A 26,653-nucleotide genomic window follows, 5' to 3' on the forward strand; every position below is an offset into this window, starting at 1 on the left:
GCAATGGCAAAGAAAGGCGTTCGTGAGAAAATCCGTCTAGTATCTTCTGCAGGTACAGGCCACTTCTACACAACTGATAAGAACAAGCGTAACATGCCAGGCAAATTTGAGATCAAAAAGTTTGATCCAGTAGTTCGCCAGCACGTTATGTACAAAGAAGCAAAAATCAAATAATTGGTTTCAGTCTCTTTGATGAATTGAAAAACCCAACTTTCGAGTTGGGTTTTTTATTACCTGAATAAAAGTGCTGAAGATAAAGTGTTCAGTACGTCATCGGATTATAAAGTACTGCTGAAGTTATTTTACTGGTCCGACTCTATACTCGAATTTTTGATTGATCGCTCTCTGCCGCTTCGTTACCACTTCCCTACACACTTGCACACCGTTGTTCTAGTCAAGCTCAATACTCTTTGGTAGTTTACTCATAACGATAAGAGAGTAGAGATGGTTATGCGTGTGAGTCCGGCTCGTCGCCGCCGATGGAACAATATTCTTATTCTGGGCATTATCGCGTTTATAGTGATCTTAAATGCGCCGATGTGGATCAAAACTTACCTATTAACAGACCAAGCAGACCCTTACCCAAATGTACTTCGCTCCGACTATACGGTGGAGTCTTTGTACTATAGTGGCTGGGAGTTTGAACTGCATGATGGACGATGGCAATCCAACATCAAAGTTGATGCACCGATCAGTGAACTTGTATCACGCTGGCAATCATTGGAAGGGACCGAGCTCACCTCAGAACAGTACGATCATTTAAAACCTAACCTGACGGTACCTGAAACGGTAGAAGTTTGGTATCAGGATCTCGAAGAGCCGCAGCGGGTGACTTTCTTTCGTTTACCTGATTTTTGGCTATTTAAAACCTGGCAAGACAAATGGGTCGCTATCTCCGTCGATGAAAACTACCTTATGCCAGAGTAGAGCCTTTTTGCGCCTATACCCCTAATAAGCTTCCCTATTTATCGTTTTTCTTTTCGATTATGCTAGCAGCGAGAACTATTAGCCGGTGAATTGGAGAATCTAATGCCTGAGTTGCCAGAAGTTGAAGTGAGCCGTATGGGGATTAGCCCCCACATGGTTGGACAAACGATCCTGTCGTTTACTTTTCGAACGCCTAAATTGCGCTGGGATATTCCTACAGAGCTTAAAAAATTGGAAGGGCAGGTGATCCGTGCGATTAGCCGTCGTGCGAAATACTTACTGATCGAGACAAACACAGGTACAGCCATTGTTCACTTGGGCATGTCTGGGTCTTTACGTGTCCTAGATGCTGACTTTCCGCCAGCAAAGCACGATCATGTGGATCTCAAACTAAGCAGTGGAAAAATACTGCGTTATAACGATCCGCGTCGTTTTGGGGCATGGCTGTGGTGTGCTCCTGGCGAGTCACATGCTGTACTAGCAAACATGGGGCCTGAGCCTTTAACTGAAGAGTTCAATGCGGAATATGTAGCGGAGAAAGCTAAAAATAAGCGTGTCGCCGTCAAGCAGTTCATCATGGACAACAAAGTCGTGGTTGGTGTCGGAAATATCTACGCGAATGAGTCGTTGTTTAAATCTCGAATTCACCCTTCAAGGCCTGCAGGTAAGCTAACTTCTCAAGAGTGGGGGTTACTTGTTGAAAATATCAAAATGACACTTGAGGTTGCCATTACGCAAGGTGGGACTACTCTGAAAGATTTTGCGCAAGCCAATGGAAAGCCGGGTTACTTTGCACAAGAGTTATTGGTTTACGGAAAAGCCGGAGAGCCATGCCCAGAATGCGGCGAACGACTTCAAGAGCTAAAAATAGGGCAGCGTAATACCTTCTTTTGTGGTGAGTGTCAGAAGTGAAATATGGATTAGGGCAAATTACATTTGCCCTGATTTTTCAAAGTACTTCTTTGCCACTAATAGAGAGATTAATTTTTCTCGCTGAGGGTTTTTAAACTGTTCTACCCATTCGTGCGCATTATGGATGATGGCTTCTGCCTCTTCAGGATGAGCGATGTAGTATTCCATTTTCTCTATCAAATCAGAGTAATCGGCTTTCACCTCTACATAGTGAACACCTGCTTGCAAGCGGCCTTCCATAAACCAAGTCTCATACCTAGGCTTGGACATTATTACCAGTGAGTTTGAAGACATCGCCCACTTGAGGTTAGTCGCAACATCATTGCCTTCGATGGCGAGCAAAAACTTGTAATTAAGCTGTTCTTCAATCGACATAAATCCTTTTTCCCAAGGATCGCCGTTGACTGGCTGTGTCTGACCAATGTTACATTGAGGGTGGTTATAGAACTGCTCAATCACTTTTTTACGGTGTGGCTGGTATCCAACACCACGCCAAGCCGCCATGTTTTTCTTGCTTCTAAATGACAGTTTATCAGTAACAAACTGGAAGTGACGAATCTCATTTAACTTTAGTAAGACGGAGTTTTGATTGTCTTCCCCAATCGGTCGACTTTTAAGAAAGGATGGGTATTCTGGTACATAACGAATATCACCGTTCAAAAACTGGAAAAAGTATTGAGCTGGGAAGGACTTAACTACTTTGTGTAGGTCGAAGTAGTATGTTGTACCGCCTGTCTTTTTGTAGCCGCCAACACGTGTCGACTCGTTTTCAGGAAGTTCAAATGACTCGTTAACCTTGTTGTAGTAGTCTACTCGCTCTTGGATATAGGAATCCATCGGGTATTTATCGATAAGACGACGAGCTGATTTACTTCTAATGGAGTTAGGTACTAAGACTTGCAGACCATTTGAAGCGTAATACTTAAATTTCCTGAAACTCATTGTGCTACCTTTGTATTGATAGCGATATAAACACATTCAGGTACAAATTGCTTCACATCTCCACCATGAATGGCAACTTCACGAACAATAGTGGAAGAAAGGAAGGCGTATTCGTCGGCTGGGGTAAGGAACACGCTTTCCATGCCTGGCAACAGTTTGCGATACATGCTGGTAAGGCCGAACTCGTATTCAAAGTCTACCGTTGTTCTCAGGCCGCGTACCAATACGTTTGCTTCTTGCTCTCTGGCAAAATCAACAAGTAGACCACTAAAACCGGCTGTCGATACATTACTTAAATGTGCTGTTGATTCTTCAACCAGTTTTACGCGTTCTTCTAGGCTAAAAAGCGTATTTTTAGAAGGGCTTGCCGCGACACCAATAACAATTTGATCAAACATGTCTGCGGCACGAGTGATGATATCAAGGTGACCATTTGTGATTGGATCGAAAGTACCTGGGTATATGACTTTTTTCATCGTAAAACTGTCTCGTAAATGTCTACGTATTGATTAGCAGTGTAGTTGATATCAAACAATTTCAATTTCTCTTGCCCCTGAGCGATGAAGTGTTGCTTCAATTCATCATCTTGGGAAACCTTTACTATTGCATCTGCCAGTTCTTGTGAATTACCTGGCTCAACCAGTAATCCATTTGAGTTGTGGTCGATGATGTCAGGAATGCCTCCTGCGTTGGTACCAATAACAGGTAAACCAGAGCCCATACCTTCCAAAATGACAGAACCAAGCCCTTCGGTATACGATGGGTGTACTTGTAAGTCTGCCGCTGCAAACCAATCACCCATGTTGTTCTGTTTACCTTCAAAGCTAATGTTAGTCAGACCTTCTGCTTGTGCTTCAAGCGTTTGTCGCTCTGGACCATCGCCCAATAAACAGATGTGAACAGAGGGCGCAATGTCTTTTAGTAGCCTTGCCGCTTCGATAGTGACATTGAAGCCTTTATGTTTGAGCATGTTTGCGGCATGAATCACCAAAAACTTACCCGTAAAGCGCTCTCTTAGGGCTTTAACTGCTTGTTTATCTACAGAGTATACCACCGGGGAGCTTGGTATTTTGTAAGTGGTAGACGTTGGGTAAGCGTCTTTGACTCTCTGAACTATGGCTGTGCTTAAGCCAACTACAGCACTCGCTTTCGTGTAGGCTAAATTTGCCAGCCACTTTTTCTTTAGAGGGTTATCTATACGGCGCGTGACGATATAAGGCTTACCATAAAGCATGTGCTGAATGAGAGCCCAATAAATTGCGCGTCCTTCATGAACATGAATGATTGAACAATTTTGAGTTACAGCTTTAGAGTGTGCCTTGGTAAAGTGAGTCGCCAGCACTAGCTTAACGTTCAGTTTACGGATGGCATCGGCAAAAGGGCTTTTAGGGTTAGCGACTACCGTAAGGTTATAACCCAATTTGACTTGTTGCTGGATGAGTTGAAGGGTTTGGTTTTCTCCTCCATGGTAGCCAGAAGCCAAATTCACATGGCAAATATTCATATTATTGCTCTTTATTGTGTTTTTTCACGTAGTCACGCAGCCACAGATCGGCATAACGGGTAAAAGTGGTGTTTGCGCTTAACACGGCTAGCAAAAATCCGTGTCGTCCATCTAAGAAGCCACGCTTGATGATATACATTTTAAAGAATCGAAAAAAACCGTGCGTAAATGCACTAAGTAGAGAAGCGGTTTTTTTTCCTTCTCTCTGGTCAGCCCAAGACTGCATATACAACTGAGTCTTGCGGGTATATTCACCTAGCCTTTCGTAGGTAAAATGCTTGAGACGCCCGTTCAATGACACGATGTTAAATCCATTTGGAATGACCACGCTTTCGTGCACCAATGCATCGTTGTATTGAGTTTGTGAAGTTTTATACAAACGGACTACCCAGTCAGGAGACCAGCCAGAGTGACGAATTTCTTTGGCAAAGGCAGTGGTTAGACGATTAACTTGGTAGATGTTTTTGTCTTTGTGCTGACTGATAGCATTCAGTATGTCTTGACGCAGTTCGCCAGTTACGCGCTCATCAGCATCTAGCCAAAGAACGAAATCGGACTCGATATAAGTTTGAGCAAGTTGGCGCTGTTTGCCGAACCCCTGCCAGTCTAAGTTAGAGTAAAACTTATCTGTGTATTGCCTTGCGATGGATTCAGTATTATCCGTACTGCCAGAATCTAGGATGACAATCTCATCGACCCAATCTTTTACTGTGTCTAGACAAGCTTGTAAGTGCTTCTCTTCATTTTTTACAATTAAGGCAACGGCTAAGGTTGGTTTGGACAAGGTCATTTCCTTCTTAACAAATCAAGACAGTAAGTTTACTGGTATTGAGGATACAAATCTTCTAAGACTTGATCGAACATGCTCATTACTTGAGTGCTGGTAATGCGGTTCATTGCCGTTTCATCTTTAGCGCGAGTTCGCCAGCTTAACTCGTGACTGTTTTTACCTGTTTCCGCAAAGATCGTTTCTTCATACACTGAGACAACGTATTTTAGATAACGGTAAGGTCCCACTCGCAGCGGATTATGGTGTGCATAGAGCCCGATGATTGGTGTTTTCATTGCATTCGCCATGTGTGCTGGTCCGGTATCGGGGGCGATGACCATTTCAACCTTATCTATTAACGCAAGCATTTGCAGAATTGAACTTTGTCCAACTAAATTTAGACACGGTTCTTCCAAGCGAGATTGAATGGCCTCTGCCAGATCCAATTCTACCTGAGCAGGGCTGCCTGCCAGAATCACGTTCCAGCCTTTTGCTCTGGCGTGATGAATCACATCCACATAACCTTCCGCGTTCCAGTTTTTATAAGCTTTGCTCGCACCAGGCACAATCAGCAGGTTAGGTTTACTACGAGAAATATGAGACTCTGCCCAAGCTTGATCGTGGTCTGAATAAGAAAGTACCCAGTCTAGTCCTGCCTTTGGTACCCCAATTTGATGGGCAAAGGCCATTAAGCCATCTGCGACATGCAGAGATTGCGGGGAAGGCACTTTGACATTGGTAAATAGTGTTTGAAAGTCCTGGCTTCTATCAGAAGAGAAACCAAGTTTGTATTTTGCTTTAATGCCCAACGTTGCGACACTCGCTCGAATCGCGTACTGCATATGCAATAGCGCATCAAACTCTCTGCCTTTCAGCTGTCGCCAAAGTGATTTGTAGCCATCAAGTCCCGCTTTTTTATCAAAAACAATCACTTCTACACCATCGATGGCGGCTAATAACTGGGCTTCAAGTTTACCCGTTATCCAAGTAATCTGGGTCGAAGGCCAGTGTTTCTGAATAGCTTGAATGCTGGCGATAGTATTGCAAACGTCTCCGATAGCGGACAAACGCAAGACGCATAGTGACGATGGGGCAGAAGTGAACATAATTATTGTCTGATTCGATGAATAGAGGCAGGTAAATTATGCAGACATCCCCAATAAATGTAAAATACACGGCTCGAATATAGCTAAGTACTGATAAGTGTTCTGCAATGTCAAAGACAACACCACATCAATCGCAAGAATCTGGCAAGCCGGGTAACACCGGGCTAAAGCGTATCGTTAAAGCGACGGGTTATTCGATCCAAGGATTAAAAGCGGCTTTTAAGCATGAAGCTGCAATTCGACAAGAGTTGGCTCTTTTGAGTATTGCTGTGATTTTGGCTTGGCTAGTGGATGTCGGCATGGTTGAGCGTATCTTAATGATCGGGGTCGTGGTATTAGTCTTGATTGTAGAGCTTGTAAACTCAGCGATTGAGGCGGTAGTGGATCGTATCGGTATTGAACGGCATGAACTCAGTGGTCGAGCTAAAGATATAGGCTCTGCTGCCGTTATGGTTGCTTTGGCGTTTGCTGCATTTACTTGGTTGTATATATTAGCCAGCCGGTATTTAGGCTAGAGGGTGAGCGTATGACTCAACAGTATAAAAACAACAACCAAGTGATCTGGTTTGATGACGAGACCATTACAGACCCTAGCCAACCGATATTTGATGCGGAATACTGGCAGTCCTCCGACAAGGTGGTTGGCAGTGCGACGGGGCGAGGCACGACATGGTTTATCCAACTAGAGAACATGCAAGCGGCACTACGTCATTACCGTCGTGGCGGTTTGTTTGGGAAGTTAATTAACGATCATTATTGGTTCTCTGGCTGGGATAACACCCGTTGTGCGCAAGAGTTTCAGCTTTTGTTGGCGCTAATTGAGGCTGGGGTGCACGTTCCTCGTCCTATTGCAGCAAGAGCCGTAAAGTCAGGACTCTTCTATCAAGCTGATTTATTAAGTGAGCGAATCCCAAACGCCAGAGATCTGGTTAGTATCTTGCAAGAACAGTCTTTATCGGTAGAAATGTATCAGAAAATAGGGCAAGAAATTGCCAAGATGCATCAGGTTGGCGTTAACCATACTGATTTGAATATCCACAATATCTTGATCGACGACAAAGATAAGGTATGGATTATCGATTTTGATAAGTGTCGTTTTGAAACTTCTGGTGACTGGAAGCATCAAAATCTAAATAGACTTCTGCGTTCATTTAATAAAGAGCGTTTAAAGCGACAGATTATTTGGCAAGAATCCGATTTTGAACATTTTCAGGACGGTTATGCTTCTCAATCTTAATTGAGTTTTTTATCATTTTATATTGATTGCTCTAAGTAAGCCTTCTTGAGTCTAACGATGCTCGAGTGAGTCTATAAACTACAATAATCATAAAGTATTCATGTGTATCTGATGGCACAAAAATTAACGTAGGTAACATTTGTAATGAAAATATTAGTAACCGGTGGAGCAGGCTTCATTGGGTCAGCTGTTGTCCGACATATCATTCGTGACACCCAAGATACCGTCATCAATTTAGATAAACTGACCTACGCAGGGAATCTAGAATCACTGGTTGATGTCTCAGAGAGTGAACGTTACTACTTTGAGCAAGTAGATATCTGTGACCGAGCTGAACTAGATCGCGTGTTTTCAGAGCATCAACCCGATAGGGTGATGCATTTGGCCGCCGAGTCTCACGTCGATCGCTCTATTGATGGTCCTGCTGCTTTTATTGAGAACAACGTGATGGGCACTTACCATTTGCTTGAAGCGGCTCGTCAATATTGGTCGAGCTTAGATGAAGCGCGCCAATCGGTATTCCGTTTTCATCATATTTCTACGGATGAAGTGTATGGCGATCTAGAGGGAACGGATGATTTGTTCACCGAAACCACCTCATACGCGCCGAGCAGCCCATATTCTGCATCTAAAGCTTCGAGCGATCACCTGGTTCGCGCTTGGCAACGGACTTATGGCTTACCAACACTTATCACTAATTGCTCCAACAACTATGGTCCGTACCACTTCCCAGAGAAGTTGATCCCTCTGATGATTTTAAATGCCCTCGATGGCAAGCCGTTGCCTGTGTATGGTGATGGTATGCAGATCCGGGATTGGCTGTTTGTGGAAGACCATGCTCGCGCGCTGTACAAAGTGGTCAACGAAGGTGAAGTCGGTGAAACCTACAACATCGGTGGTCATAACGAAAAAGCAAACATCGAAGTAGTGAAAACCATTTGTGCTTTGCTTGAAGACTGCGACCAGACAAGCCGGCAGGTGTTGAGTCTTATGAATCTTTGATCACTTATGTCAAAGATCGCCCCGGTCATGATGTACGTTACGCAATTGATGCCACCAAGATCGCTCAAGAGCTTAACTGGACGCCAGAAGAAACCTTTGAAAGCGGCATTCGTAAAACCGTGGAATGGTACCTAAACAACCCGCAATGGTGGCAACGCGTGCTTGATGGTTCATACAGTTTAGAGCGATTAGGAGCGGGCGAATAATGAAAGGCATTATTTTGGCAGGTGGCTCGGGCACTCGCCTTTACCCTATTACACGCGGTGTCTCTAAGCAGTTACTGCCGGTTTATGACAAACCAATGATTTACTACCCGTTGTCGGTACTCATGCTTGCTGGCATTCGTGAAATCTTGATCATCACCACGCCAGAAGACCAAGAAGGATTTCAGCGCTTGTTAGGGGATGGCTCAGAGTTTGGCATTGAGTTGCAATACGCGATTCAACCAAGCCCAGATGGCTTAGCTCAAGCCTTCATCATTGGTGAAGACTTCATTGGCGATGACTCAGTATGTTTGGTGCTAGGTGACAACATCTTTTATGGGCAAGGGTTCACACCTATCCTTCAGCAAGCCGCGATGAAGACCCGTGGTGCGACGGTATTCGGTTATCAGGTTAAAGATCCTGAGAGATTTGGCGTTGTAGAATTTGATGCCAATATGCAGGCGATTTCGATTGAAGAAAAACCAGTAAAGCCTAAATCCAATTATGCTGTCACTGGGCTGTATTTTTATGATAACCGAGTCGTCGAATTGGCAAAAAAAGTCAAACCTTCAGCTCGTGGTGAATTAGAGATTTCGACGCTAAACCAAATGTACCTTGAGCAAGGTGACCTGAATGTTCAATTACTAGGGCGCGGTTTTGCTTGGTTAGATACTGGAACGCATGAAAGCCTACATGAAGCTTCTTCGTTTGTTCAAACCATTGAAAATGTTCAAGGTCTTAAAGTTGCCTGTTTAGAAGAGATTGCATGGCGCAATGGGTGGTTAACAAGGGACCAGCTACTATTCATTGCAAAACCGATGCAAAAAAATGATTACGGACGTTACCTTTCCGAGTTAGTCACCGAACAAAACTAGCACTACTCGTTAGTTGCAATGAGATATTAAATGATGAGCAATGAAATTGTTCCTGTAACAAAACCATATCTACCGTCAAAAGATAAGTATAAACAATATGTTGATCGTGTGTACGAGAGCGGTTGGTTGACCAATAGTGGTCCTCTCGTTAAGGATTTAGAATCTCGACTAGCTGAGTATCTTGGGGTTAAGCATGTTATATTGGTTGCAAATGGCTCATTGGCACTTCAAGTGGCTTACAAAGCACTAAATCTAGCTGGAGAGGTGGTCACAACACCTTTCTCTTTCGCCGCGACCACAAGCACGCTTAATTGGGAAAATTTAACTCCTATTTTTTGTGATATTGAAAGTGATACCTTTAATATCAATCCTGATTTAATTGAAGATCTTATTACAGAAAAAACGTCTGCAATAGTACCGGTGCACGTGTTTGGTAACCCATGTAAAGTCAATGAGATTCAAGCTATAGCAAACAAGCACGGTTTAAAAGTTATCTATGATGCCGCTCATGCTTTTGGTGTGGATCTAAATAAAGAAAGTGTATTAACGTACGGTGATATAAGTACATTAAGTTTCCATGCCACAAAGTTATTCCACACGATAGAGGGTGGAGCTGTGATTACACAATGTGATGAACTAGCAGCTAAAGTACGCTCTATGATTAACTTTGGAATAACGGGACCGGATTCAATAGAAGGTGTTGGAACCAATGCCAAGATGAATGAGTTTGAAGCCGCTATGGGTCACTGCGTTCTAGATGATATAGAAAGTATCATGACCAAGCGAAGAGGTTTATGGAAAAGTTATCAAACTCACCTTTCTGATGTTTTACAAATGCAATATTGGGCGGATAGCTCAAAGCCTAATGGTGCGTACGTACCAATCGTGTTTGACTCGGAGCAGTCATTACTTAGAGCTAAGGCTAACTTGGAAGCGAATAACATCTTTCCAAGAAGGTACTTTTATCCAAGTTTAGATCTTGTTGACAGTTATGGTCATGAAGGAACTCCATGTGAAGTTAGTCGCTCGATTAGTAAAAGGATCTTATGCTTGCCTATATATTTTGATTTGTGTGAATCAATGATAAACAAGATAAAACAAATACTTAAAAAATAATGAATGGTTGCAAAAAGAGAGTCTAAGATGAGAAACAGCATTCTGAAATATCTACAAGCATCGTCAATGAAACACCCAGAAAATATTTGTGTTTCGGATTCGAGCCACTCTTTGACTTATGCAGAAAGCACGGCAAAGTCATATGCTATCTCATTGCAACTAAGACAGCTGGGAAGTTTAAACAAGCCGATAGTTGTGTTTGCGAAAAAATCTGTCAATGCACTCTCCATGATCTTTTCTGCGACAATGGCTGGAGGTGTTTACTGTCCGGTAGACATTAACTCACCTAAAGAACGACTATTAAAGATCTTATCTAACCTTCAAGATTGTCTTGTTCTTTATGATGAAACTTCACGAAATTTATTAAGTTCATTAGAATTAGATAGTCCAATTTCAACTATTAATATCGATGAAATACCAGCATCTAAGCTACCTATGCAAGATATTTGGGCTGATATCGAAAAGTTTAATCAAACCGTTATTGATAAAGATCCATGCTATATAATTTTTACTTCAGGCTCTACAGGCACACCAAAAGGTGTCACTATTTGCCATTCTAGTGTTATTGATTATATAGATTGGGCTAATTCAGCCTATGAAGTGAGCAAGGCTGATATTATTGGTAGTCAAGCTCCACTATTCTTTGATAACTCGACTTTAGACATCTATTTGGCGTTGTCTAATGCGGCAGAATTGCATGTTATTCCTGAAAGCGTGTTTATTTTTCCTCAGAAAACACTTGAATACCTGAAAGAAAAAGCAATAACAACGATCTTCTGGGTTCCTTCATTGCTTGTAAATATTGCGAACCTTAAGTTACTTGATCAGTTTCAATTGCCATGCTTGAAGAATGTATTGTTTGCTGGAGAAGTAATGCCAGCGAAGACGATTAAGTACTGGTTAGATAAGCATCCTAATGCTCATTACTCTAACTTGTACGGACCAACAGAAATTACCGTTGATTGCACCTACTATGATGTGCCGTCAGACTGGGATGGGGATAGCTTACCTATAGGAATCCCTTGCCATAACTCAGGAATTTTAATCCTAGATGAAAACGACCAGCGTAATGATGAAGGTGAATTGTGCGTTCGAGGCTCTAGCTTAGCGCTTGGGTATTGGGCTAACTCAGAAAAAACAGAAGAAGTATTTTGTCAAAACCCACTTCAAGATAAATATATTGATATGATCTATCGTACCGGAGACTTGGTTAGACTTGTTGATGGTTTAATTTATTATATTGGTAGAAAAGACTTCCAGATTAAGCACAATGGCTATCGTATAGAACTTGGCGAAATTGAGTCTCAGATCATGGATCTAGATGCTGTCGAACAGTGTGTTGTTGGTTATTTATCAGAAGATAAAGTGCTTTATTCTTTTGTTCAATGCAGTAGTTCGATGAGTGAAGTTGAGCTTAAAGTTGCACTGGCGAAACGTTTACCAAAGTACATGATTCCAAGCAAGGTTGGCTTTGTACAAGAAATGCTTTTTACGCCAAATGGTAAGTTAAATAGAAAAGCTTTTTCAGAGAAAGCGCTACAAGAATTTGTAAAGGTTAAATAGTAGTATGTATGAAAAAATTATAGCAATCCTAACCACAATGAAACCAGAACACGAGTTTACTAAAGATACTGAACTTTTTGAGTCAGGTCTGTTGGACTCTTTTGATTTGTTAGTCCTAGTAAGTGAGATCGAAGCTCAGCTAGCTATTTCAATCCCTGGTGAAGGTTTGGTTCCTGAGAATTTTGTTTCGCCGCATGTTATTGGTGAGTATCTTAAAACGATTCAGGGTTAACTTATGAAAAGTAATATTGGTAATATAGCATTAAAGGGAATACTTGCCGCGGTACCCAAGCATATTTCTTATTTCGATGACGAGATCGAAAATTACTCTCATACAGAACAGAGCTCTAAGAAACTGAAAAAGTTGATGGGTTATGAGCAGCATCGCGTAGTTTCTAAACCAATTTGTTTTAGTGAGATGGTAAAGCCGTTACTTGAAAACTTACCGAAAGTACTAGGTGTTTCGTACGATGATATAGATGCAATAGTTGTTGTAACTCAGACACCTGACTACTTGATTCCATCAACCTCTTCGATAATACATGGCATGTTTGACTTCAATGAAGATTGCTATTGCATTGATATTAATGATGGATGTAATGGTTATATTCGAGGTTTATTCGAATCCTCTAGTATCATCCGTAATAGTGATGCCAAGAAGATATTACTGATTACTGGCGATGTACTGAGTCTAAAAGTTTCAAAGAAAGATAGAAACTCTTATCCCCTTGTTGGTGATGCTATAGTTGTGACTCTTGTAGAATATAAAGATACTGTTGATAGAGCACCTCTAGAGATACATCATGACGGCCAAGGTGCTATGGCTTTGAACATCCCAGTAGGTGGTCTGGCGATACCTTACCAAGAAGGAAGTTCAACTTTGGAAGAGGATGAAGAGGGGAACTTACGTTCTTTGGAGCATTTAGTTATGCAAGGTCGAGACGTATTCACATTCACTCAAACGAAAGCACTATCTTTCCTTAAACGATTTACTTCGGATCATGCGACTGAAAATCCAGTAGATTATTTTTTTCTGCATCAAGCAAATGAGTTTATTCTTCAGCGATTCAGAACTGGACTGCAACTTGATTCGAACCAATTGCCTTCTGAAGTTATCAAAAAATATGGTAATTCATCATCAGCAACGATCCCTCTGTCTATAGCTGAAGCTTGGCAAGGTGCGCACACTTTTGTTGGCAAACGAGCTATCTTGGCAGGTTTTGGAGTTGGTCTGAGTTGGGGAGCCGCTATTTGTGATTTGAGTGAATTATCCGTATGTAAAATAATAGAATTGGAGTTATAAATGGAGCAGTTTAAAGAACACTTGATTGAGATATTAGACATTGAGATGGAAGAATTGGATATGGATTCTGAGTTCTCAGAAATGGAGTCGTGGGACTCATTAGCTCAGCTATCGTTTATTGCAATGGCTCAAGATGAATATGATGTAAATGTATCACACGAACAGTTAAAAAATGCAAAAACTTTTACTGATTTACATAAGTTAGTTTTAAATGGCTAAGTATATCTTAATTACAGGGGCTACGTCCGACATTGGAAAATCTGTTGCGAAGCGGTTAATTGAAAGTGACTGTGTTCCAATTTTAATAGGAAGGAATATCGAATCGCTAAAAAAAGCTATCGATGAGTTAGATAACCCTAATATACGTTATTACCTCTTTGACAACAACGAGTTGTCAGATGTAAAGGATTTGTTTAAAACTATTGTTAATGACATAGGTGCGAAACTCAGCGGTTTTATTGGCTGTGCTGGTTTCCATAAGATAAAGCCATTTCGAGTTACAAAAGAGCAGGATTTTAAGGAGATGATGCAGCTAAACTTCGTCTCACAAGCTATGTTTGCACATTGTTTTGCTAAGTCACAATTTTCTCACGATGGAAGCTCAATACTCTTTATATCCTCTATTGCATCGATCAGCGGAGAGCCAGGTTTATCTGCGTATTCGTCATCAAAAGCGGCTCTGAACGGGTTAATGCGCACTTTAGCGGTCGAATTAGCTCCGAGAGGTATAACTTGCAATAGTATTCTCCCTGGATGGGTTCAGACAAAGCATGCTGAGTTTGTAGAGTCGACGATGTCATCAGAGAAGTTCACAGAATTAAGGGCAAGCTATCCATTAGGGTTAGGGAAGCCAGGAGATGTTGCATCTCTTTGTAACTTCTTAATTAGCGAAGAGTCGCGATGGTTAACAGGACAGGAGATTGTACTAGATGGTGGAAAGAGTTTATTGTGATTGAATTTAAGCCACTTGAGCAGTTAAATGATAATGAAATAGAAGTCGTGGCGAAATCTGTTTGCCAACTTGATCCTTTGTTCTATATGCAGCTATCTCAAGATGAATCTGAGTGTATTGCAAAAGTTTATCGATTGATTATAACGAGCGGAACGGATCTATGTGTTGGAGATGCTGCATTTTATCATGGCGAGTTCGTTGGATACTCTTGCTACTTCCCCGCGAAAGAGAAAAAATTTCGCTCTGCGACTTCCTTGAAGATACTCCTAGACAATAAGTCAGCTATTGAGAAGAAAAAGATTATATCTTTAGCCACGGAGTTTTCTAAAAGAGTTGCACCGCTTGAGACATCTGGTTTGTACCTAAATAAAATTCATGCTTTTAAAACTAATGTTGGGATAGGAACTGCGCTACTAAATAGGTTTATTGAGCGAGCCAGTTCAGGGAATACCCCTTGTTCTCTTCACGTAAATAAAGAAAACGAGCACGCGATACTGTTTTATCAAAATAATGGCTTTAATATGATCAGTAGTGGATCCGACTATATTTTAATGACTAGAGGTTGATTGTGAGCTTATATATTCTGGGTGCGGGTGGATTAGCTAAGGAAGTTTATGGATGGTTAGTCGCTGAGCAGTCGCCTATGTTAGAGGAGCTTCGAGGTTTTTTAGTGACCGACTCTAATTACAGTTCAATCGAGTCTTATGATGGTGTACCAGTAAAAGTATTAGATTCGATTGCTGAAGAAAAAGGTTTTGAGTTTTTAGTTTGTGTTGGAACCTCCTTACCAAGGAAGAAAGTTATTGAACAAGCATTGATGCATGGTGGTACACCGAAATCCTTCGTGAGCAATAATGCACTTATTGGACAGAATGTTGTCATAGGTGAGGGGAGTATTATTAACCCTCGCTGTACTATATCTTCAGATGTAAAAATAGGAAAGTACACTATTGTTAACTGTAGCAATGGTATTGGTCATGACTGTGTTGTCGGTGATTATGTTACAGTATTAGGAAACGCTGCTATAAATGGACATGTTTTTATTGGTGATTACGTTACTATCGGCTCAGGTGCAATATTACATCCTAATATAAAGGTAGGTGATTATGCTTCAGTTGGCATAGGGAGTGTCGTTATAAGGAATGTCAAGCCAAATACTACTGTATTTGGAAATCCGGCAAGAAAAATTAGTTAGTTATTAATGAATATTATCCCTAGAAATATAGCTGAAGAAATAACTCTACTTAACCGATAAATTAGAAGACAGAGGAAAAAATGTCCACTAAAGTCTCAGTCATTTGTACCTGCTATAATCACGAGAAATATATAGAGCAGACACTTTTATCTATACTTAATCAGACGGTAGACTTTGAATACGAGTTGCTCATACATGATGATTGCTCCTCTGACAATAGTCGAAAAGTTATCGATAAGGTTTTTAATGAGTATTCTGGTAAATGCCAAGTAAAGAGAATTTATCCAGAGGAAAATATATACTCTAAAGGATCATCTGCTGTACTTTTTAACATGTTACCTCATGTTGATGGGGAGTATATAGCTTTTTGTGAAGGTGATGATTATTGGGTTGATGACAACAAGCTTCAAAAACAGCTTAAAGCATTGGAATACCACAAGGATATTAATGTTTGTTTTCATCCTTCTTTGACTTTGCTGAAGGGTGATTTGGTTGACAAGAAATACGGATACCAAGGCGATTTAGAAAAGAAAATATCTTATCAGTATGTCATTAAGAAGGGCGGAGACACTATGCCTATGGCATCGATGTTTATTAGAAAAGAGCCGTTTTTTGACCTAATTTATCAACATGAAGACTTTTTCAAGCTTTATGGCGAGCACTCTGTATTGCAAATTATCAATAGTATCGAGCACGGAGCTTGGTATCTCCCTGAAATAATGTCAGTTTATCGTAGTATGCATGAAGGCTCTTGGAGTTTACAACAAGCACAAGACCCAGCGGCAGAAGAGCGAGAGTTTACGTATTATAAAATCCGTATTTTGGGTTTGAACAAGATTTACAATTATAAGTACTGGAAGTGCTTTTTAGTTATATATTTGAAAAAGTCGAAAAAATATTACCGAAAGAAAATAAAGCGTTGGCTTACAGCTAAAGTTTAAAAAAACAGCCGAGTTAATACTCGGCTTTTTTAGATAGAAGAGGTGGCTGTGGTGGTACGTTGTAAGGAGCCTGAGTTTGCTAACATAAAATGAGCAAGCTCTGACGTGATGCGCTCATGAGCTGCGACGTCTTTAATTAGAGCTACGATAGCTCTTGCCAGTTCATCCTCATTTTTCACAATTTTGATGAGGTTGTTCTGCTTCATTTCATGTACGATTTCTTTGAAGTTAAAGAAGCTTGGACCATTGATAATAGGGACGCCCAAAGCAGCAGGCTCCAATACATTGTGCCCACCAACCTTATCTCCAATTAGGCTTCCACCCATAAAGCAGATGTCCGCTGCGCCAATCAACGTTAGCATCTCACCCATTGTATCGCCGAGATATACTTGAGTATTCGTCTCTACTGCATGCGTTGAAGTACGACGCACAGTTTTAAATCCTTGCTGTTGGCAAAGCGTGAATACATCATCAAATCGTTCCGGATGGCGAGGAACCAAAATAAGTAATGCATTTGGATGAGATTTTAAAACTTGTCTATGTGCATCTAATACCTGTTCGTCCTCGCCTTTGTGGGTGCTAGCTGCAATCCAAATTGGACGATCCTTTCCAAGCTGGGCTCGAAGCTGCTGTCCTTGCTGTTTCACTTGCTCTGATATTTGAATATCGAACTTAATCGAGCCAGTAACGGATAGTTTCTTTTTCTCAACGCCTAAGCGTTCGAAGCGCTCTGCATCTGAATCCGTTTGGCAGAGTACTTGAGTTAGGCATGGATGAATCTGGTTAAAAAGCCGCTGTATTTTGGCGTAGTTCTGACACGATTTTTCAGATAGGCGCGCATTCACGACAGTTATAGGGATACCCGCTTTGTGAACATTGTGAAGCGTGTTTGGCCACAGCTCAGTCTCAATGATCAACATCTGTTTTGGTTGCACTGCTTTAAGAAAGCCTTTGATAGCAAACCCAAAGTCAATTGGCATATAGCGGTGTTCAATTAAATCACCCAACTTAGCAATCTGTTCAGCTCCGGTACTTGTTGTTGTAGTAACTAGAATAGATTGTTCGGGGTTTTGTTCCTTAAGGGCTTTAATTAAAGGTGTTGCTGCTATGCTTTCACCAACAGATACGGCATGTATCCAAATAGGTTTGTCGTTGCTTTTTAGCTTGGGAGTGATACCAAAGTGCTCTTTCCAGCGAGAGCCGAACTTAGGCTTATTTGGTTTGCTCTTGTACAAACCAAATAAAAGCAGCGGTGACGCTAGAGCGAGTAGTAAGGTATAAACAATACGAACTAACATGAGCTTATCGTAATGGCGTCAAGTTTTTGGATGCTATCTAGCACTTGCTTAGGCGAAAGTTCTGTCAAGCACTTAAGGTGTTTGTATTGACATTCACGCTGGAAACAAGGGCGACAATCAATATCGGTATGAACAATCTCCACTTTTTCTGCGAGTGGGGGGGTGTACTTCGGTGAAGTTGAGCCATACACGGCAACAACATTGCAACCAACCGCAGCTGCCACATGCATTAAGCCTGAGTCATTCGCGACAACAGTCTTGCATGCAGCAAGCAGATCGACTGCTTCAATTAAGCTAGTTTGGCCTGCTAGAACATGAATGTGCTCATGGAATTGTGTCGGAACAAGTGCGCGAATATTGTTACAAGTCTCTAAGTCTTTTTGAGAACCAAACAACCAGATTTGATGCCCAGATCGAGCCATTTGTGTCGCAACTTCAGCGTAGTGTGTTTCGGGCCATTTTTTTGCGGGACCAAACTCTGCTCCTGGGCACAGTCCGATAATTGGTTGGCCTTGGGCTAAGTTGAACTTTTTGATCGTGGCTTGTTGCTCTGCCGCGTTGATTGCAAGGCGAGGGCGAGGTAAGGTTTCAAGCCCGCAGAGAGAGTTAGAATCCACCATTTCTGCTTTTGGATAAGCTAACGCTACATAGCGCTCGACCATGTACTGAAAAGACTTCATGTTAGGGCGTAAGTCGTTCAATAAACCATAGCGCATTTCTCCCTTCCAGCCAGTACGAAGAGGAATGTTGGCAAACCATGGGATCAGTGCTGATTTCGCTGACTTAGGCAATATATAGGCGTGGTCATATTGCTTTTCACGTAATGATTTACCAATTTCCCTGCGGCCTAATAAGTTAAACTCACCATGACCGATAGGCATTTCGATCGCTTGGTGGATTTCTGGCATACGCTCAAGAATCGGTTTACACCATCCTGGAGCGATAACGTCAATTTGGCTATCTGGATGGCGTTGCTTTAATACGATATATAACGATTGCGACATTACCATATCGCCGACCCATGCAGGGCCAATGACTAAAATCTTCATGCTTTGTTTTTCCAGTATAGGAATTTCAAAATTGACTCATAAGTTCTAAAAAGTTCAGCGTATATTTTATTCGCAAGAGTCATTTTGGATTTATCTTTTCTTTTACCACCAATCGTCGAAGCAATCTCTGCTCTAGTAAAGAGATCTGGAGACACGCTGTAAACTTGAACACCATGTCTCCATGGTTTTTCCATGTAGTCATCGACTGGTTCAATAAACTTTTGAGCATGCATAACAAACTTTGAGGCTGCTTTAGGTGTGACGATGTAAGCGGTGGTACCACAAGTGCCTGCTGAGTATCCCCCTAGCATATGATTATCATCAATAGGTACGATTGGGGTGAATACACGCTTCTGAGTGGCAGACAACTTGATGTAGTCATAATTAGAAGTCAATGGAAGGGTATATTCGAGTACTTGCTGCAGCCCCTCTACGGGGTCGACGTTGTCTTCTAAGATGACGATCGGTTCATCAAGCTCAACACAGCGAACCCACAACTCGTAATGGCTTGCAAAACAGGCGACTTCACTGGTTTTTAATTGATACCCTTTGCGGCGGAGAGTAATGGTTGGACGACTTTTTTCTGAATGAAGAAAACGGTCAACAGAGCCATCTACTGCATCAAAAAATTCAAACGTAATGCCTTGTTGTTTTAACTTTTCTTCAATACGTTCTCGGCGATCTAGCGATCGAGCCAAGCTTACGACAAATACTTTCACTGTACTTTCCAGTCGCTGTTATATCTTGGTTTAAACAAATTGTAATAGTTATTGCCGTCTTCTTGAGAGTGCAGCAACTGTAGTACCCACATATATTGTTCGGGTTTATCACCGACAAAATATTCAATGGCTTCATTACAGGTACGAGCGTCTTGCTCTTCGCCTTTATCCAGCTCAAACGCCGGTAAAATCTCAATATCAAACGTACCGTCTTCTGTGTTCATCGACGCAAATAGAGGCAATACTTTTGAGCGTGATAGTTTTGCAATTTTGCCTAAACCAGGTAGCGTTGCTTTACGTGTGGCAAAAAAATCGACAAACACACTATGCTCTGGGCCGTGATCTTGATCGGGTAGATAATACCCTACATAGCCATCTCGAATGGATTTCAGAAAAGGCTTAATGCCACCTGAGCGTTCATAAACACGGCCACCGTATTGAACTCTTTGCTTGTGCATCAGCCAGTCGGCAACATCATTCTTTTGCTTTTTCGCCATTGCAGAAACTGGCATTCCCATTGAAGCGAGCAAGATAGCAGGCACATCAATAGCCCAAGAGTGGGGAACCATTAAAATCACATTTTCGTTGTTATCAATGTGCTGTCGTAAAATGTCTAGGCCGCGAATTTGGCAACGGTTCTGAAGCCACTTTGGTGAGCGTAAACTTAGTAACCCGAAGCGAAAAAAGAACATGGCTGCTGTGTAGAGTGTTTTTTCTATTAAAGCTTCACGTTCTTGGAACGACTTTTCTGGAAAACACAGCTCAAAGTTAACCCTCGCTCGGTGAGCTGGCCCTTTGTGGGATTTCGACAGTTTTTTGGCTATGGTTTTCGCTAACCACTTTTGTAAACCCAGTGGCATTAATGATAAAGGTAAAAATAAGAGAACACCTAACCACGTGCCCCAGTACTTAGGCGACAGGAAGTGGCGCTTAAACTCAGGGTTATATGCTTTATGGTCGAAGTCATCACGTTTTATGGTCATGGCGTGTCTAGTTACCTATTCGTGTACTGGCGAAGTGGTTTAAATGAGAAAAAGATATTAAGGAATGATACAGGCTATTGCACTTGAGTAAAGGTGGCAGGTTATGGTTCTGCCACCTTGTGGTGCTTAACTGTTTTGGATAGTCAAGTATTCGGCAACGCCTTCTGCAACTGTCTTGAATTCAACATCACAGCCTGCGGTGCGCAGTTTGGTTAGATCCGCTTGTGTGAATTCTTGGTAAGCGCCTTTTAGGTGCTCAGGGAATGGGATGGTCTCAATTTGACCGCTGCCATGATGCTTGATAACTGCTTTTGCTACTTCTTCAAAAGATTCAGCACGGCCAGTACCGCAGTTAAAAATGCCTGACACACCATTTTCTAAGAACCACAGGTTTACTTTGCATACATCACCAACGTAAACGAAGTCTCGTTTAAATGATTCGCTGCCCGCGAACAATTTAGGATTTTCACCTGCGTTAAGTTGGTTGTTTAGGTGGAACGCAACTGATGCCATGCTACCTTTGTGGTCTTCACGTGGGCCATATACGTTGAAGTAGCGGAAGCCGGTGATTTGAGAAAGGGTCTCACCATGTTCTTCAGCGTCTTGCCATAGGCGACGAACGTAGTTATCAAACTGCTGTTTCGAGTAACCGTATACATTCAGTGCGCCTTCGTATTCGCGTTCTTCAACGAAAGTATCGGTATCGCCGTAAGTGGCTGCGGAAGAGGCGTATAGGAATGGAATCTCGCGATCTAAACAGTAATGAAGCAGCTCTTTAGAGTACTCGTAGTTGTTTAGCATCATGTACTTGCCGTCCCACTCAGTCGTTGCAGAACAAGCACCTTCATGGAAAATTGCCTCAATCGGACCAAAATCATCGCCCGCCATAATTTGGGTCAGAAAGTCGTCACGATCCATGTAATCTGTGATGTCCAGATCAACTAAGTTCTTAAACTTTTTGCCATTTTTTAGGTTGTCGACAACCAGGATATCGTTAATACCAGCTTCGTTTAGTGCTTTAACAATGTTGCTGCCGATCATGCCAGCGCCACCAGTTACGATGATCATAGAACTTCCACCATAGATTAAAATTTTCTCAGGAATTCTAGCAAGAAACGAAAAGTAGCGCTATTGGAAGCAGGAAGATAGGTTTTAGTCTTCTATGACTCAGTATCTGGATATGAAAAGGGAGCCGCAGCTCCCTTGATTACTTTATTATTCCACATCCGAACGGTTAGGTCTTTGGTACCAAGGATTTCGTTCGTCGGTTAACTCAATTAAGCTGTATTTGCGGCCGAGCTTCTGCCCTCCGTCACGAGTAAGAGGCTGCCAACTAAAGTTCGCACGATTGTTACTTGGCTTAACGGTCATGATGTCAAACGGAATCGACAAGTAGAAACCTTTAGTAAAGCTACCTTCACCAAATTCGTCCGCAGACAAGTCTGTAAATGAGGCAAAGGCGCCAGCAATTACGCCACTCTTGAACTGCTTAGAAACATTGATTTGTGTACCAACATCGCCAGCTAGGAACTGACCAATATCGACTTGGATCATCAAATCTTGCAGGAATTCCCATTGAGGGTAGTAGTAACCAGATACAAAACCAGTGAATCCTTTATCAATAACTTGGAATGGACGTCCATATTCTGGCACGTTCTGCCATTTCTCACCGTAAACACCGAAGTAACTTTGTGGATCACGTTGAGAAATTAAGTTGACGTCAGCGCCAATCGCCCAGTTAGCTCCTTGTGGTCGGTAAAGAAACTCGGTACCGACTCCGGCAAACATGCTCTCCAGATAGCCAGCGTAGAATTGCTGGTCCATCGTATTGGAATACTCTTGGAACCAAGTCAATTGTAGGTTTGACATGGTTACAGTATGTTCATTTTGGTAAGCGCGGAACATGGTGCGAACACGAGGAACGGTAGTACCATCAGGTGGAGTGACATAGTTAAACTTATCGTAGTTGTTATACCAATCCCAGTATAAGGAGCCGCCAATTTCAAGGTTATCCGTCAGCCAGTATGAGGCATTACCGCTTAGTCCTACACTAAAGAGGTAGAAGTCTTCTGCGTTACCGAGAGTTTGAACAAGCTTCGGTGCAAAGCCCCAATCAAAACGCTCAAAACCATCATAGACAGATTCTCCACTAGGCTTATTGCTAGCTTTTTCGGTTGCATCTTCTATTTTCGGATTGATGTAATTAACTTGTGTAAAGTCGCGATATTTCTCTTTGGAAATAATCGTTTGTTCGCCGACTAAGCCTCGGCTGCGTTCATTGATCGCATAGGTATCAATATCGTCAGGCATTTCATTATGGAGTACAGCTGCCGCTTTTTCATGTGCCTCTGTACGGTCACGATATTTCTTCTGCTCACCAACGACAGTTACGGTGTTGTCATCAACATAAATGCGCGTGTTTTGGTAACCTGCAATTTTGTCTAAATCTTCTGTTACACGTTCCCAGTCAACATCAGACAGTTCTTCTGGCTGATTGCTTTCTACTTCTGGTGTTGGTGTGTCTCGCCAGAATGATGGCATGTCATTGAAATTAGTGTTTAGCGTTAAGCCCGCGACCAGCGTGTCTCCACGTTCATAACTTAAACGAAAATCGGCCATTCCTAGACGATAGAGCACACCAAAGTTCCATGGCGTGTGGGGAGACATATCTACACCGGCCTGAACTACAGGGTAGTCTGTGCTGTAATCGTTACCGTCGTATTCAAGCTTGAAGCGAAGAGGCTTATGAAGAGTTTGATATTCAATACCACCAAAAAGGGCAGCAGGGCCTTTAAAGGCTCTATCGAAGTTAGTTGTTCCGCCAGTAGATAGAAATTCTGAAGGTCTATCGCAGAATTTGTCTGATGCTTTACAAAAAGGGTTTGTGACCGTATCTCTAGTTCCTAGGTAGCCCCAGCCCATACCTAAAGTAAAATCAAAAGTACCTAATTTCGAATTAGAATATCGTTTTGTCGCCGCAAGAAACTCAGCATCAAAAAGACCAGTACCAGCAAAGTCTCGTACCCCTAGGGCGATTTCTGGCATGTATTCAGATTCTTCCCATAATCTAAATTTAAAATCTATCCCCTTGTCTGTATATTCATTGTCAACATCGGGGAAGGATGACGAATAAGGCAGATCGTGAACTCGAGTGTACCGGATAGTTGTTTCTAACCACGGCATGAGTTGCAGAGTCACATTGTAAAAAAGGTACTCATCACTACCTGTTACCGAAAAGTTGAATTCCCCTTCAGGAGCCATACGTCCGGTTGGCATCTGCATTAAGCCAACACCACCAAAGTCAGATTGAGAAGGCTGTAACGAGGGAGCCTCAAAGGGTATTTCTTGAGCCCAAACCAATGCTGGGCCCATTAAAGAAAGGGTTAAGCTTTTTCTAATTGGCATCATTGTGGTCTCTTTATGGAATTTGGTATCAGTTGAGTGAGTAGCCGGACAATATCTTGGTCCATTTCGGAGTATTCAAGATCACCAAACGGGACATATACCAATGTTAGAGGTGGTAAGTAATATTGTGTTGTTAACCAAGCTCCGTGATGCGGCTTAACTACATGACCATCTGGGTAGATCAACACTGGCGACGTTGATAACGTACCAATATTACTTTTCAAACTCTCTATTTGTGTCTGCAAAGGGATGCCTGCTTGCTCCTTAATGGAATACACGCTGTTTAGGTTTCCCAAGAAGTACACTTTTTCTTCGCGTAGAGGGCTTGCGAGCAGGTAATTGCCGCGCAACAGTGGGTTGTCGAATTTATTTAGTCGAATTTTATCAACATCGATCGCAGACAGTAAGCGTGGTGCAAAGCTCTGCTTCTGAATGAATTTGTAGAATGGATGTGCAACCAAATTGTGTTGAATCATTTGATTGAGCACCGAGTTCTTTAAGGCGGTAGAGGTCTTATTGGCGCGTTCCGATTTATCAAACAAAGTCGTACCAAGAGGGTATTGCAGCGAGACGCTTTGCTCCTTAGCAAGTGCTAACACACTTTCTAAACGAGCCGGCCCTTGAAATTGTAGCTGCTTACCTACCTCCAATAACTCAACATTTAATGACTGTGTAGTAGAGGTTTCTGTTTGAGCGAAGCTATATATGCTCAAAAATGGCATGATCAAACCGAATAATGTGAGTAGTCGCTTGCTCATGATTTGCTATACCCCTTTAAAATGGTTAACTCAACCGGAATCATATTTGGCCCTAGATGTTGTAAGATCTTAACAACCTGACCTTGTTCATTGACCCAATAGTAGTTTTCTACCGACTGAGAAAGGCTGCTAAACTCAACGACTTCTTTATATACGTCGGTCATGGTGTTAGAAATAGGTGTCGTCAACGTTTCTTTGCCTGCATAAAAGCGATTCACATTTGCAGGAAAGCCATAACGATATTGTTTTACCCAATCGTATGAGAGTGTGTAGCTCATGGAGGCTGAATCTGAAGAAAAATCTGGCACGTCACCATAAACACCCGCTAAGTCCCCATTTTGTAGACCTATCGTTTTGACGATATGCCCATTCTCCGTAACGATCATAGCTTTGTCAGCACTTACCCATTTCAGTTGTATTTTTCCATTGAGAGGGTTTCGTTCCGCAAAAGCTAAAACAACAAACACCTGTTTTTGATTTCCAAGTTTCAAATAGGCACTGGCATAAGGAACGGCATTTATTTCTTCTGATGTCATCTCGACATCGATGTAGTTACCGTAGGCTTCTTGGACGGTTGCTGAAACATCATTGAATTTCTGTGTGCAACCAAAGAGTACAAGGAGTAGTGGAAGAATGAGGAGTTGGCGTATCCATTTAGGTATTCGGAAGATATTCATTGATCCCTCTTACAAATAAAATCGCCCTGACTTAATCAGGGCGATTGGCTTCTGTTCTACAAAACGAAATTAGTTAGAAGTAGAAGTAGAAGTAGATGTTGAAGTAGATGTTGAGTCGCTATCTGACGCTGCAACTGCTACTACAGTTACTGCTGCTGCTGCACCTACACCTACAGCTGTAGTGCCAGTTGCTGACGCAGACGCAGCGCCTGTTGAGCCTGCTTCTTCTGCTGCAAATGCAGTTGATGCGCTTAGAGCCATAAGAATAGCTAGAGCTGTATTCTTCATTATTAATCCTTGTGTATCCGGTATAAAAACATCGATGTTTGGTAGCATAAAAAATGCTCCAAATTATATTCTAGATAAAAAAGCCTTAGCATGTAAATAGTTTCTTATTTTGCTATGGCTTACGATCTCATTTCTAACACCAGCGTGACATTGTGCGGTTATCTTGCTCCCTTGCTTGCTGATAAACTATCAAGAGTGCATAATTTGTCGGCCTATTTCCTCTAGCACTAGAGGCTTGGAGTCAATAGGTCGTTTTTACTTACACCATATAGAAAGCGATGATACAGTGGCTTACGCTCAACGCCTCAGGGCGGTAGCGTGCCAACTCTTCAGTATTTAATGGCCTGCATAGCACGCTTAACTTTGCTTTGGCAGCCCATATTATTACCAGTACTAGGGACTTTTACGTGATAAGAAAGCAGCATTGTTTAGGAATACTTAGTGCACTGGGCTTAAGCCTGAGTTCTTTTTCAGCGTCAGCCGATTTTTATGTTGGTGCGTTAGTGAGCTACTCAAATGCAGAATTGAAAAGCTCGTCTTCTGAGCCCGTAAAAGAGGGGAGTCCTTTCCTTCTTAGTGCGCAAGCAGGGTACTTCTTTAATGATTACATTGGTCTCGAAGGACGTTATGGGACATCAGTTCAACGTGACACTGGTCTTGCTGTTGATAGCGCTTTGAGCGGCTTTGTTAAGTTGAATATGCCGGTTTCAGAGCGAGTTGCACTTTATGGTTTAGCTGGGTATTCAAGCGTTCAGCTTGATCTACAAAATGTAGGTTCTCACAAAGAACAAGGATTTAGTTTTGGGTTAGGTATGCACTACGCTTTAAATAACCAAAGCGCAGTGATATTTGAGTTCGTTGATAACGTCTCTGAAGACCAAGTTCGCCTTAACTCGATTACATTGGGTTTTCAGCACCGTTTCTAATTT

30 protein-coding genes and 1 pseudogene are annotated in these 26,653 nt (G+C 42.0%); 17 read left to right on the forward strand and 14 right to left on the reverse strand.

Annotation, left to right across the window (positions count from 1 at the left end; translation table 11 throughout):
• Positions 1-3 precede the first annotated feature (3 nt).
• The 3 genes from rpmG (at position 4) to mutM (ending at position 1,839) form a co-directional block, all read left to right on the forward strand.
• Positions 4-174, forward strand: coding sequence for a 50S ribosomal protein L33 (gene rpmG / locus R8N49_RS08605; protein ID WP_004410866.1), 171 nt, complete (start codon positions 4-6; stop codon positions 172-174).
• A gap of 276 nt (positions 175-450) precedes the next feature.
• Complete coding sequence (locus tag R8N49_RS08610; protein ID WP_031777180.1) at positions 451-927, forward strand: hypothetical protein; 477 nt, start codon at positions 451-453, stop codon at positions 925-927.
• Between the two features lie 102 nt (positions 928-1,029).
• Positions 1,030-1,839 carry a bifunctional DNA-formamidopyrimidine glycosylase/DNA-(apurinic or apyrimidinic site) lyase gene (gene mutM, locus R8N49_RS08615; RefSeq protein ID WP_258489593.1) on the forward strand — a complete coding sequence of 270 codons (810 nt, stop codon included), beginning with the start codon at positions 1,030-1,032 and terminating at the stop codon, positions 1,837-1,839.
• Between the two features lie 18 nt (positions 1,840-1,857).
• Here the strand turns inward: mutM and R8N49_RS08620 are convergent, their stop codons facing one another.
• Genes R8N49_RS08620 through R8N49_RS08640 form a run of 5 tightly spaced genes read right to left on the reverse strand, consistent with a single transcriptional unit; the run spans position 1,858 to position 6,160 of the window.
• Entirely contained in the window at positions 1,858-2,781 is a 924-nt protein-coding gene (locus R8N49_RS08620) for a glycosyl transferase family 90 (protein ID WP_140367261.1), read from the reverse strand.
• Entirely contained in the window at positions 2,778-3,257 is a 480-nt protein-coding gene (coaD, locus tag R8N49_RS08625) for a pantetheine-phosphate adenylyltransferase (protein ID WP_074191918.1), read from the reverse strand. The genes R8N49_RS08620 and coaD overlap by 4 nt, the downstream gene beginning before the upstream one ends.
• Complete coding sequence (locus R8N49_RS08630; protein WP_140367260.1) at positions 3,254-4,285, reverse strand: glycosyltransferase family 4 protein; 1,032 nt, start codon at positions 4,283-4,285, stop codon at positions 3,254-3,256. Before R8N49_RS08630 ends, coaD begins: the two co-directional genes overlap by 4 nt.
• Before the next feature lies 1 nt (position 4,286).
• Positions 4,287-5,069: a glycosyltransferase family 2 protein gene (locus R8N49_RS08635; RefSeq protein WP_258489595.1), complete on the reverse strand. Its 783-nt coding sequence runs from the start codon at positions 5,067-5,069 to the stop codon at positions 4,287-4,289.
• Positions 5,070-5,104: 35 nt separating this feature from the next.
• Complete coding sequence (locus R8N49_RS08640; protein WP_017820712.1) at positions 5,105-6,160, reverse strand: glycosyltransferase family 9 protein; 1,056 nt, start codon at positions 6,158-6,160, stop codon at positions 5,105-5,107.
• A gap of 107 nt (positions 6,161-6,267) precedes the next feature.
• Here R8N49_RS08640 and R8N49_RS08645 point away from each other — a divergent pair, with 107 nt between their 5' ends.
• The 13 genes and pseudogenes from R8N49_RS08645 to R8N49_RS08705 all read left to right on the forward strand — a co-directional run bounded on the left by R8N49_RS08645 (position 6,268) and on the right by R8N49_RS08705 (position 16,547).
• Positions 6,268-6,675 (forward strand): diacylglycerol kinase, encoded by a 408-nt coding sequence (locus R8N49_RS08645; RefSeq protein WP_005395798.1) that lies wholly within the window; start codon positions 6,268-6,270, stop codon positions 6,673-6,675.
• Between the two features lie 11 nt (positions 6,676-6,686).
• Positions 6,687-7,397: a 3-deoxy-D-manno-octulosonic acid kinase gene (locus R8N49_RS08650; protein ID WP_017820713.1), complete on the forward strand. Its 711-nt coding sequence runs from the start codon at positions 6,687-6,689 to the stop codon at positions 7,395-7,397.
• 144 nt (positions 7,398-7,541) lie between these two features.
• Positions 7,542-8,605: pseudogene (gene rfbB / locus R8N49_RS08655) on the forward strand (dTDP-glucose 4,6-dehydratase).
• Positions 8,605-9,477, forward strand: coding sequence for a glucose-1-phosphate thymidylyltransferase RfbA (rfbA, locus tag R8N49_RS08660; protein WP_140367255.1), 873 nt, complete (start codon positions 8,605-8,607; stop codon positions 9,475-9,477). Before rfbB ends, rfbA begins: the two are co-directional and overlap by 1 nt.
• A gap of 30 nt (positions 9,478-9,507) precedes the next feature.
• Positions 9,508-10,593, forward strand: coding sequence for a DegT/DnrJ/EryC1/StrS family aminotransferase (locus R8N49_RS08665; protein WP_219624991.1), 1,086 nt, complete (start codon positions 9,508-9,510; stop codon positions 10,591-10,593).
• 27 nt (positions 10,594-10,620) lie between these two features.
• On the forward strand, positions 10,621-12,156 hold the full coding sequence (locus R8N49_RS08670; protein WP_180944541.1) for an amino acid adenylation domain-containing protein: 1,536 nt from the start codon (positions 10,621-10,623) through the stop codon (positions 12,154-12,156).
• 4 nt (positions 12,157-12,160) lie between these two features.
• On the forward strand, positions 12,161-12,388 hold the full coding sequence (locus tag R8N49_RS08675) for a phosphopantetheine-binding protein (RefSeq protein WP_140367253.1): 228 nt from the start codon (positions 12,161-12,163) through the stop codon (positions 12,386-12,388).
• Positions 12,389-12,391: 3 nt separating this feature from the next.
• Positions 12,392-13,459 carry a 3-oxoacyl-[acyl-carrier-protein] synthase III C-terminal domain-containing protein gene (locus R8N49_RS08680; RefSeq protein ID WP_140367252.1) on the forward strand — a complete coding sequence of 356 codons (1,068 nt, stop codon included), beginning with the start codon at positions 12,392-12,394 and terminating at the stop codon, positions 13,457-13,459.
• Positions 13,460-13,678: an acyl carrier protein gene (locus R8N49_RS08685; RefSeq protein WP_140367251.1), complete on the forward strand. Its 219-nt coding sequence runs from the start codon at positions 13,460-13,462 to the stop codon at positions 13,676-13,678.
• Positions 13,671-14,411: an SDR family NAD(P)-dependent oxidoreductase gene (locus R8N49_RS08690; protein WP_140367250.1), complete on the forward strand. Its 741-nt coding sequence runs from the start codon at positions 13,671-13,673 to the stop codon at positions 14,409-14,411. The genes R8N49_RS08685 and R8N49_RS08690 overlap by 8 nt, the downstream gene beginning before the upstream one ends.
• The gene (locus R8N49_RS08695; RefSeq protein ID WP_180944540.1) at positions 14,408-14,977 is read left to right on the forward strand and encodes a GNAT family N-acetyltransferase; all 570 of its coding nucleotides are present in this window, start codon (positions 14,408-14,410) and stop codon (positions 14,975-14,977) included. Before R8N49_RS08690 ends, R8N49_RS08695 begins: the two co-directional genes overlap by 4 nt.
• Before the next feature lie 2 nt (positions 14,978-14,979).
• Positions 14,980-15,606, forward strand: coding sequence for an acetyltransferase (locus tag R8N49_RS08700; protein ID WP_180944539.1), 627 nt, complete (start codon positions 14,980-14,982; stop codon positions 15,604-15,606).
• Between the two features lie 80 nt (positions 15,607-15,686).
• Entirely contained in the window at positions 15,687-16,547 is an 861-nt protein-coding gene (locus R8N49_RS08705) for a glycosyltransferase family 2 protein (protein WP_140367247.1), read from the forward strand.
• A 29-nt stretch (positions 16,548-16,576) separates the two neighbouring features.
• Here R8N49_RS08705 and waaA read toward each other — a convergent pair whose 3' ends face one another.
• The 9 genes from waaA to R8N49_RS08750 form a co-directional block, all read right to left on the reverse strand.
• A complete protein-coding gene (gene waaA / locus R8N49_RS08710; protein ID WP_213913740.1) occupies positions 16,577-17,845 on the reverse strand; it encodes a lipid IV(A) 3-deoxy-D-manno-octulosonic acid transferase in 1,269 nt (422 codons plus the stop codon).
• Complete coding sequence (gene waaF, locus R8N49_RS08715) at positions 17,839-18,894, reverse strand: lipopolysaccharide heptosyltransferase II (protein ID WP_140367245.1); 1,056 nt, start codon at positions 18,892-18,894, stop codon at positions 17,839-17,841. Before waaF ends, waaA begins: the two co-directional genes overlap by 7 nt.
• A complete protein-coding gene (locus R8N49_RS08720; RefSeq protein WP_140367244.1) occupies positions 18,891-19,613 on the reverse strand; it encodes a glycosyltransferase family 25 protein in 723 nt (240 codons plus the stop codon). The genes waaF and R8N49_RS08720 overlap by 4 nt, the downstream gene beginning before the upstream one ends.
• Complete coding sequence (gene lpxM, locus R8N49_RS08725; RefSeq protein ID WP_258489608.1) at positions 19,610-20,596, reverse strand: lauroyl-Kdo(2)-lipid IV(A) myristoyltransferase; 987 nt, start codon at positions 20,594-20,596, stop codon at positions 19,610-19,612. Before lpxM ends, R8N49_RS08720 begins: the two co-directional genes overlap by 4 nt.
• Positions 20,597-20,722: 126 nt before the next feature.
• Positions 20,723-21,664, reverse strand: a complete 942-nt coding sequence (rfaD, locus tag R8N49_RS08730) for an ADP-glyceromanno-heptose 6-epimerase (RefSeq protein WP_258489610.1) — start codon at positions 21,662-21,664, stop codon at positions 20,723-20,725.
• Positions 21,665-21,811: 147 nt separating this feature from the next.
• Complete coding sequence (locus R8N49_RS08735) at positions 21,812-24,004, reverse strand: YjbH domain-containing protein (protein ID WP_256949872.1); 2,193 nt, start codon at positions 24,002-24,004, stop codon at positions 21,812-21,814.
• Positions 24,001-24,759 (reverse strand): capsule biosynthesis GfcC family protein, encoded by a 759-nt coding sequence (locus tag R8N49_RS08740; protein ID WP_258489614.1) that lies wholly within the window; start codon positions 24,757-24,759, stop codon positions 24,001-24,003. The genes R8N49_RS08735 and R8N49_RS08740 overlap by 4 nt, the downstream gene beginning before the upstream one ends.
• Positions 24,756-25,436, reverse strand: coding sequence for a YjbF family lipoprotein (locus R8N49_RS08745; protein WP_005395815.1), 681 nt, complete (start codon positions 25,434-25,436; stop codon positions 24,756-24,758). The genes R8N49_RS08740 and R8N49_RS08745 overlap by 4 nt, the downstream gene beginning before the upstream one ends.
• Positions 25,437-25,505: 69 nt before the next feature.
• The gene (locus R8N49_RS08750; RefSeq protein WP_005395817.1) at positions 25,506-25,724 is read right to left on the reverse strand and encodes a hypothetical protein; all 219 of its coding nucleotides are present in this window, start codon (positions 25,722-25,724) and stop codon (positions 25,506-25,508) included.
• Between the two features lie 407 nt (positions 25,725-26,131).
• Here R8N49_RS08750 and R8N49_RS08755 point away from each other — a divergent pair, with 407 nt between their 5' ends.
• The gene (locus R8N49_RS08755; RefSeq protein WP_005395819.1) at positions 26,132-26,650 is read left to right on the forward strand and encodes a porin family protein; all 519 of its coding nucleotides are present in this window, start codon (positions 26,132-26,134) and stop codon (positions 26,648-26,650) included.
• Positions 26,651-26,653: the final 3 nt, after the last annotated feature.

The sequence above is a fragment of the Vibrio sp. 1978 genome (assembly GCF_033344345.1).

What these genes read in the sequence shown, in the direction of transcription:
- R8N49_RS08620 (WP_140367261.1), bottom strand. Translation starts at nt 2,781, where the DNA reads ATGAGTTTCAGGAAATTTAAGTATTACGCTTCAAATGGTCTGCAAGTC.
- R8N49_RS08680 (WP_140367252.1), top strand. Translation starts at nt 12,392, where the DNA reads ATGAAAAGTAATATTGGTAATATAGCATTAAAGGGAATACTTGCCGCG.
- R8N49_RS08650 (WP_017820713.1), top strand. Translation starts at nt 6,687, where the DNA reads ATGACTCAACAGTATAAAAACAACAACCAAGTGATCTGGTTTGATGAC.
- rfaD (WP_258489610.1), bottom strand. Translation starts at nt 21,664, where the DNA reads ATGATCATCGTAACTGGTGGCGCTGGCATGATCGGCAGCAACATTGTT.
- R8N49_RS08750 (WP_005395817.1), bottom strand. Translation starts at nt 25,724, where the DNA reads ATGAAGAATACAGCTCTAGCTATTCTTATGGCTCTAAGCGCATCAACT.
- rpmG (WP_004410866.1), top strand. Translation starts at nt 4, where the DNA reads ATGGCAAAGAAAGGCGTTCGTGAGAAAATCCGTCTAGTATCTTCTGCA.
- R8N49_RS08690 (WP_140367250.1), top strand. Translation starts at nt 13,671, where the DNA reads ATGGCTAAGTATATCTTAATTACAGGGGCTACGTCCGACATTGGAAAA.
- R8N49_RS08685 (WP_140367251.1), top strand. Translation starts at nt 13,460, where the DNA reads ATGGAGCAGTTTAAAGAACACTTGATTGAGATATTAGACATTGAGATG.
- R8N49_RS08665 (WP_219624991.1), top strand. Translation starts at nt 9,508, where the DNA reads ATGATGAGCAATGAAATTGTTCCTGTAACAAAACCATATCTACCGTCA.
- waaF (WP_140367245.1), bottom strand. Translation starts at nt 18,894, where the DNA reads ATGAAGATTTTAGTCATTGGCCCTGCATGGGTCGGCGATATGGTAATG.
- R8N49_RS08630 (WP_140367260.1), bottom strand. Translation starts at nt 4,285, where the DNA reads ATGAATATTTGCCATGTGAATTTGGCTTCTGGCTACCATGGAGGAGAA.
- R8N49_RS08675 (WP_140367253.1), top strand. Translation starts at nt 12,161, where the DNA reads ATGTATGAAAAAATTATAGCAATCCTAACCACAATGAAACCAGAACAC.
- mutM (WP_258489593.1), top strand. Translation starts at nt 1,030, where the DNA reads ATGCCTGAGTTGCCAGAAGTTGAAGTGAGCCGTATGGGGATTAGCCCC.
- waaA (WP_213913740.1), bottom strand. Translation starts at nt 17,845, where the DNA reads ATGTTAGTTCGTATTGTTTATACCTTACTACTCGCTCTAGCGTCACCG.
- R8N49_RS08740 (WP_258489614.1), bottom strand. Translation starts at nt 24,759, where the DNA reads ATGAGCAAGCGACTACTCACATTATTCGGTTTGATCATGCCATTTTTG.
- R8N49_RS08610 (WP_031777180.1), top strand. Translation starts at nt 451, where the DNA reads ATGCGTGTGAGTCCGGCTCGTCGCCGCCGATGGAACAATATTCTTATT.
- R8N49_RS08745 (WP_005395815.1), bottom strand. Translation starts at nt 25,436, where the DNA reads ATGAATATCTTCCGAATACCTAAATGGATACGCCAACTCCTCATTCTT.
- lpxM (WP_258489608.1), bottom strand. Translation starts at nt 20,596, where the DNA reads ATGACCATAAAACGTGATGACTTCGACCATAAAGCATATAACCCTGAG.
- rfbA (WP_140367255.1), top strand. Translation starts at nt 8,605, where the DNA reads ATGAAAGGCATTATTTTGGCAGGTGGCTCGGGCACTCGCCTTTACCCT.
- R8N49_RS08670 (WP_180944541.1), top strand. Translation starts at nt 10,621, where the DNA reads ATGAGAAACAGCATTCTGAAATATCTACAAGCATCGTCAATGAAACAC.
- R8N49_RS08705 (WP_140367247.1), top strand. Translation starts at nt 15,687, where the DNA reads ATGTCCACTAAAGTCTCAGTCATTTGTACCTGCTATAATCACGAGAAA.
- coaD (WP_074191918.1), bottom strand. Translation starts at nt 3,257, where the DNA reads ATGAAAAAAGTCATATACCCAGGTACTTTCGATCCAATCACAAATGGT.
- R8N49_RS08735 (WP_256949872.1), bottom strand. Translation starts at nt 24,004, where the DNA reads ATGATGCCAATTAGAAAAAGCTTAACCCTTTCTTTAATGGGCCCAGCA.
- R8N49_RS08645 (WP_005395798.1), top strand. Translation starts at nt 6,268, where the DNA reads ATGTCAAAGACAACACCACATCAATCGCAAGAATCTGGCAAGCCGGGT.
- R8N49_RS08640 (WP_017820712.1), bottom strand. Translation starts at nt 6,160, where the DNA reads ATGTTCACTTCTGCCCCATCGTCACTATGCGTCTTGCGTTTGTCCGCT.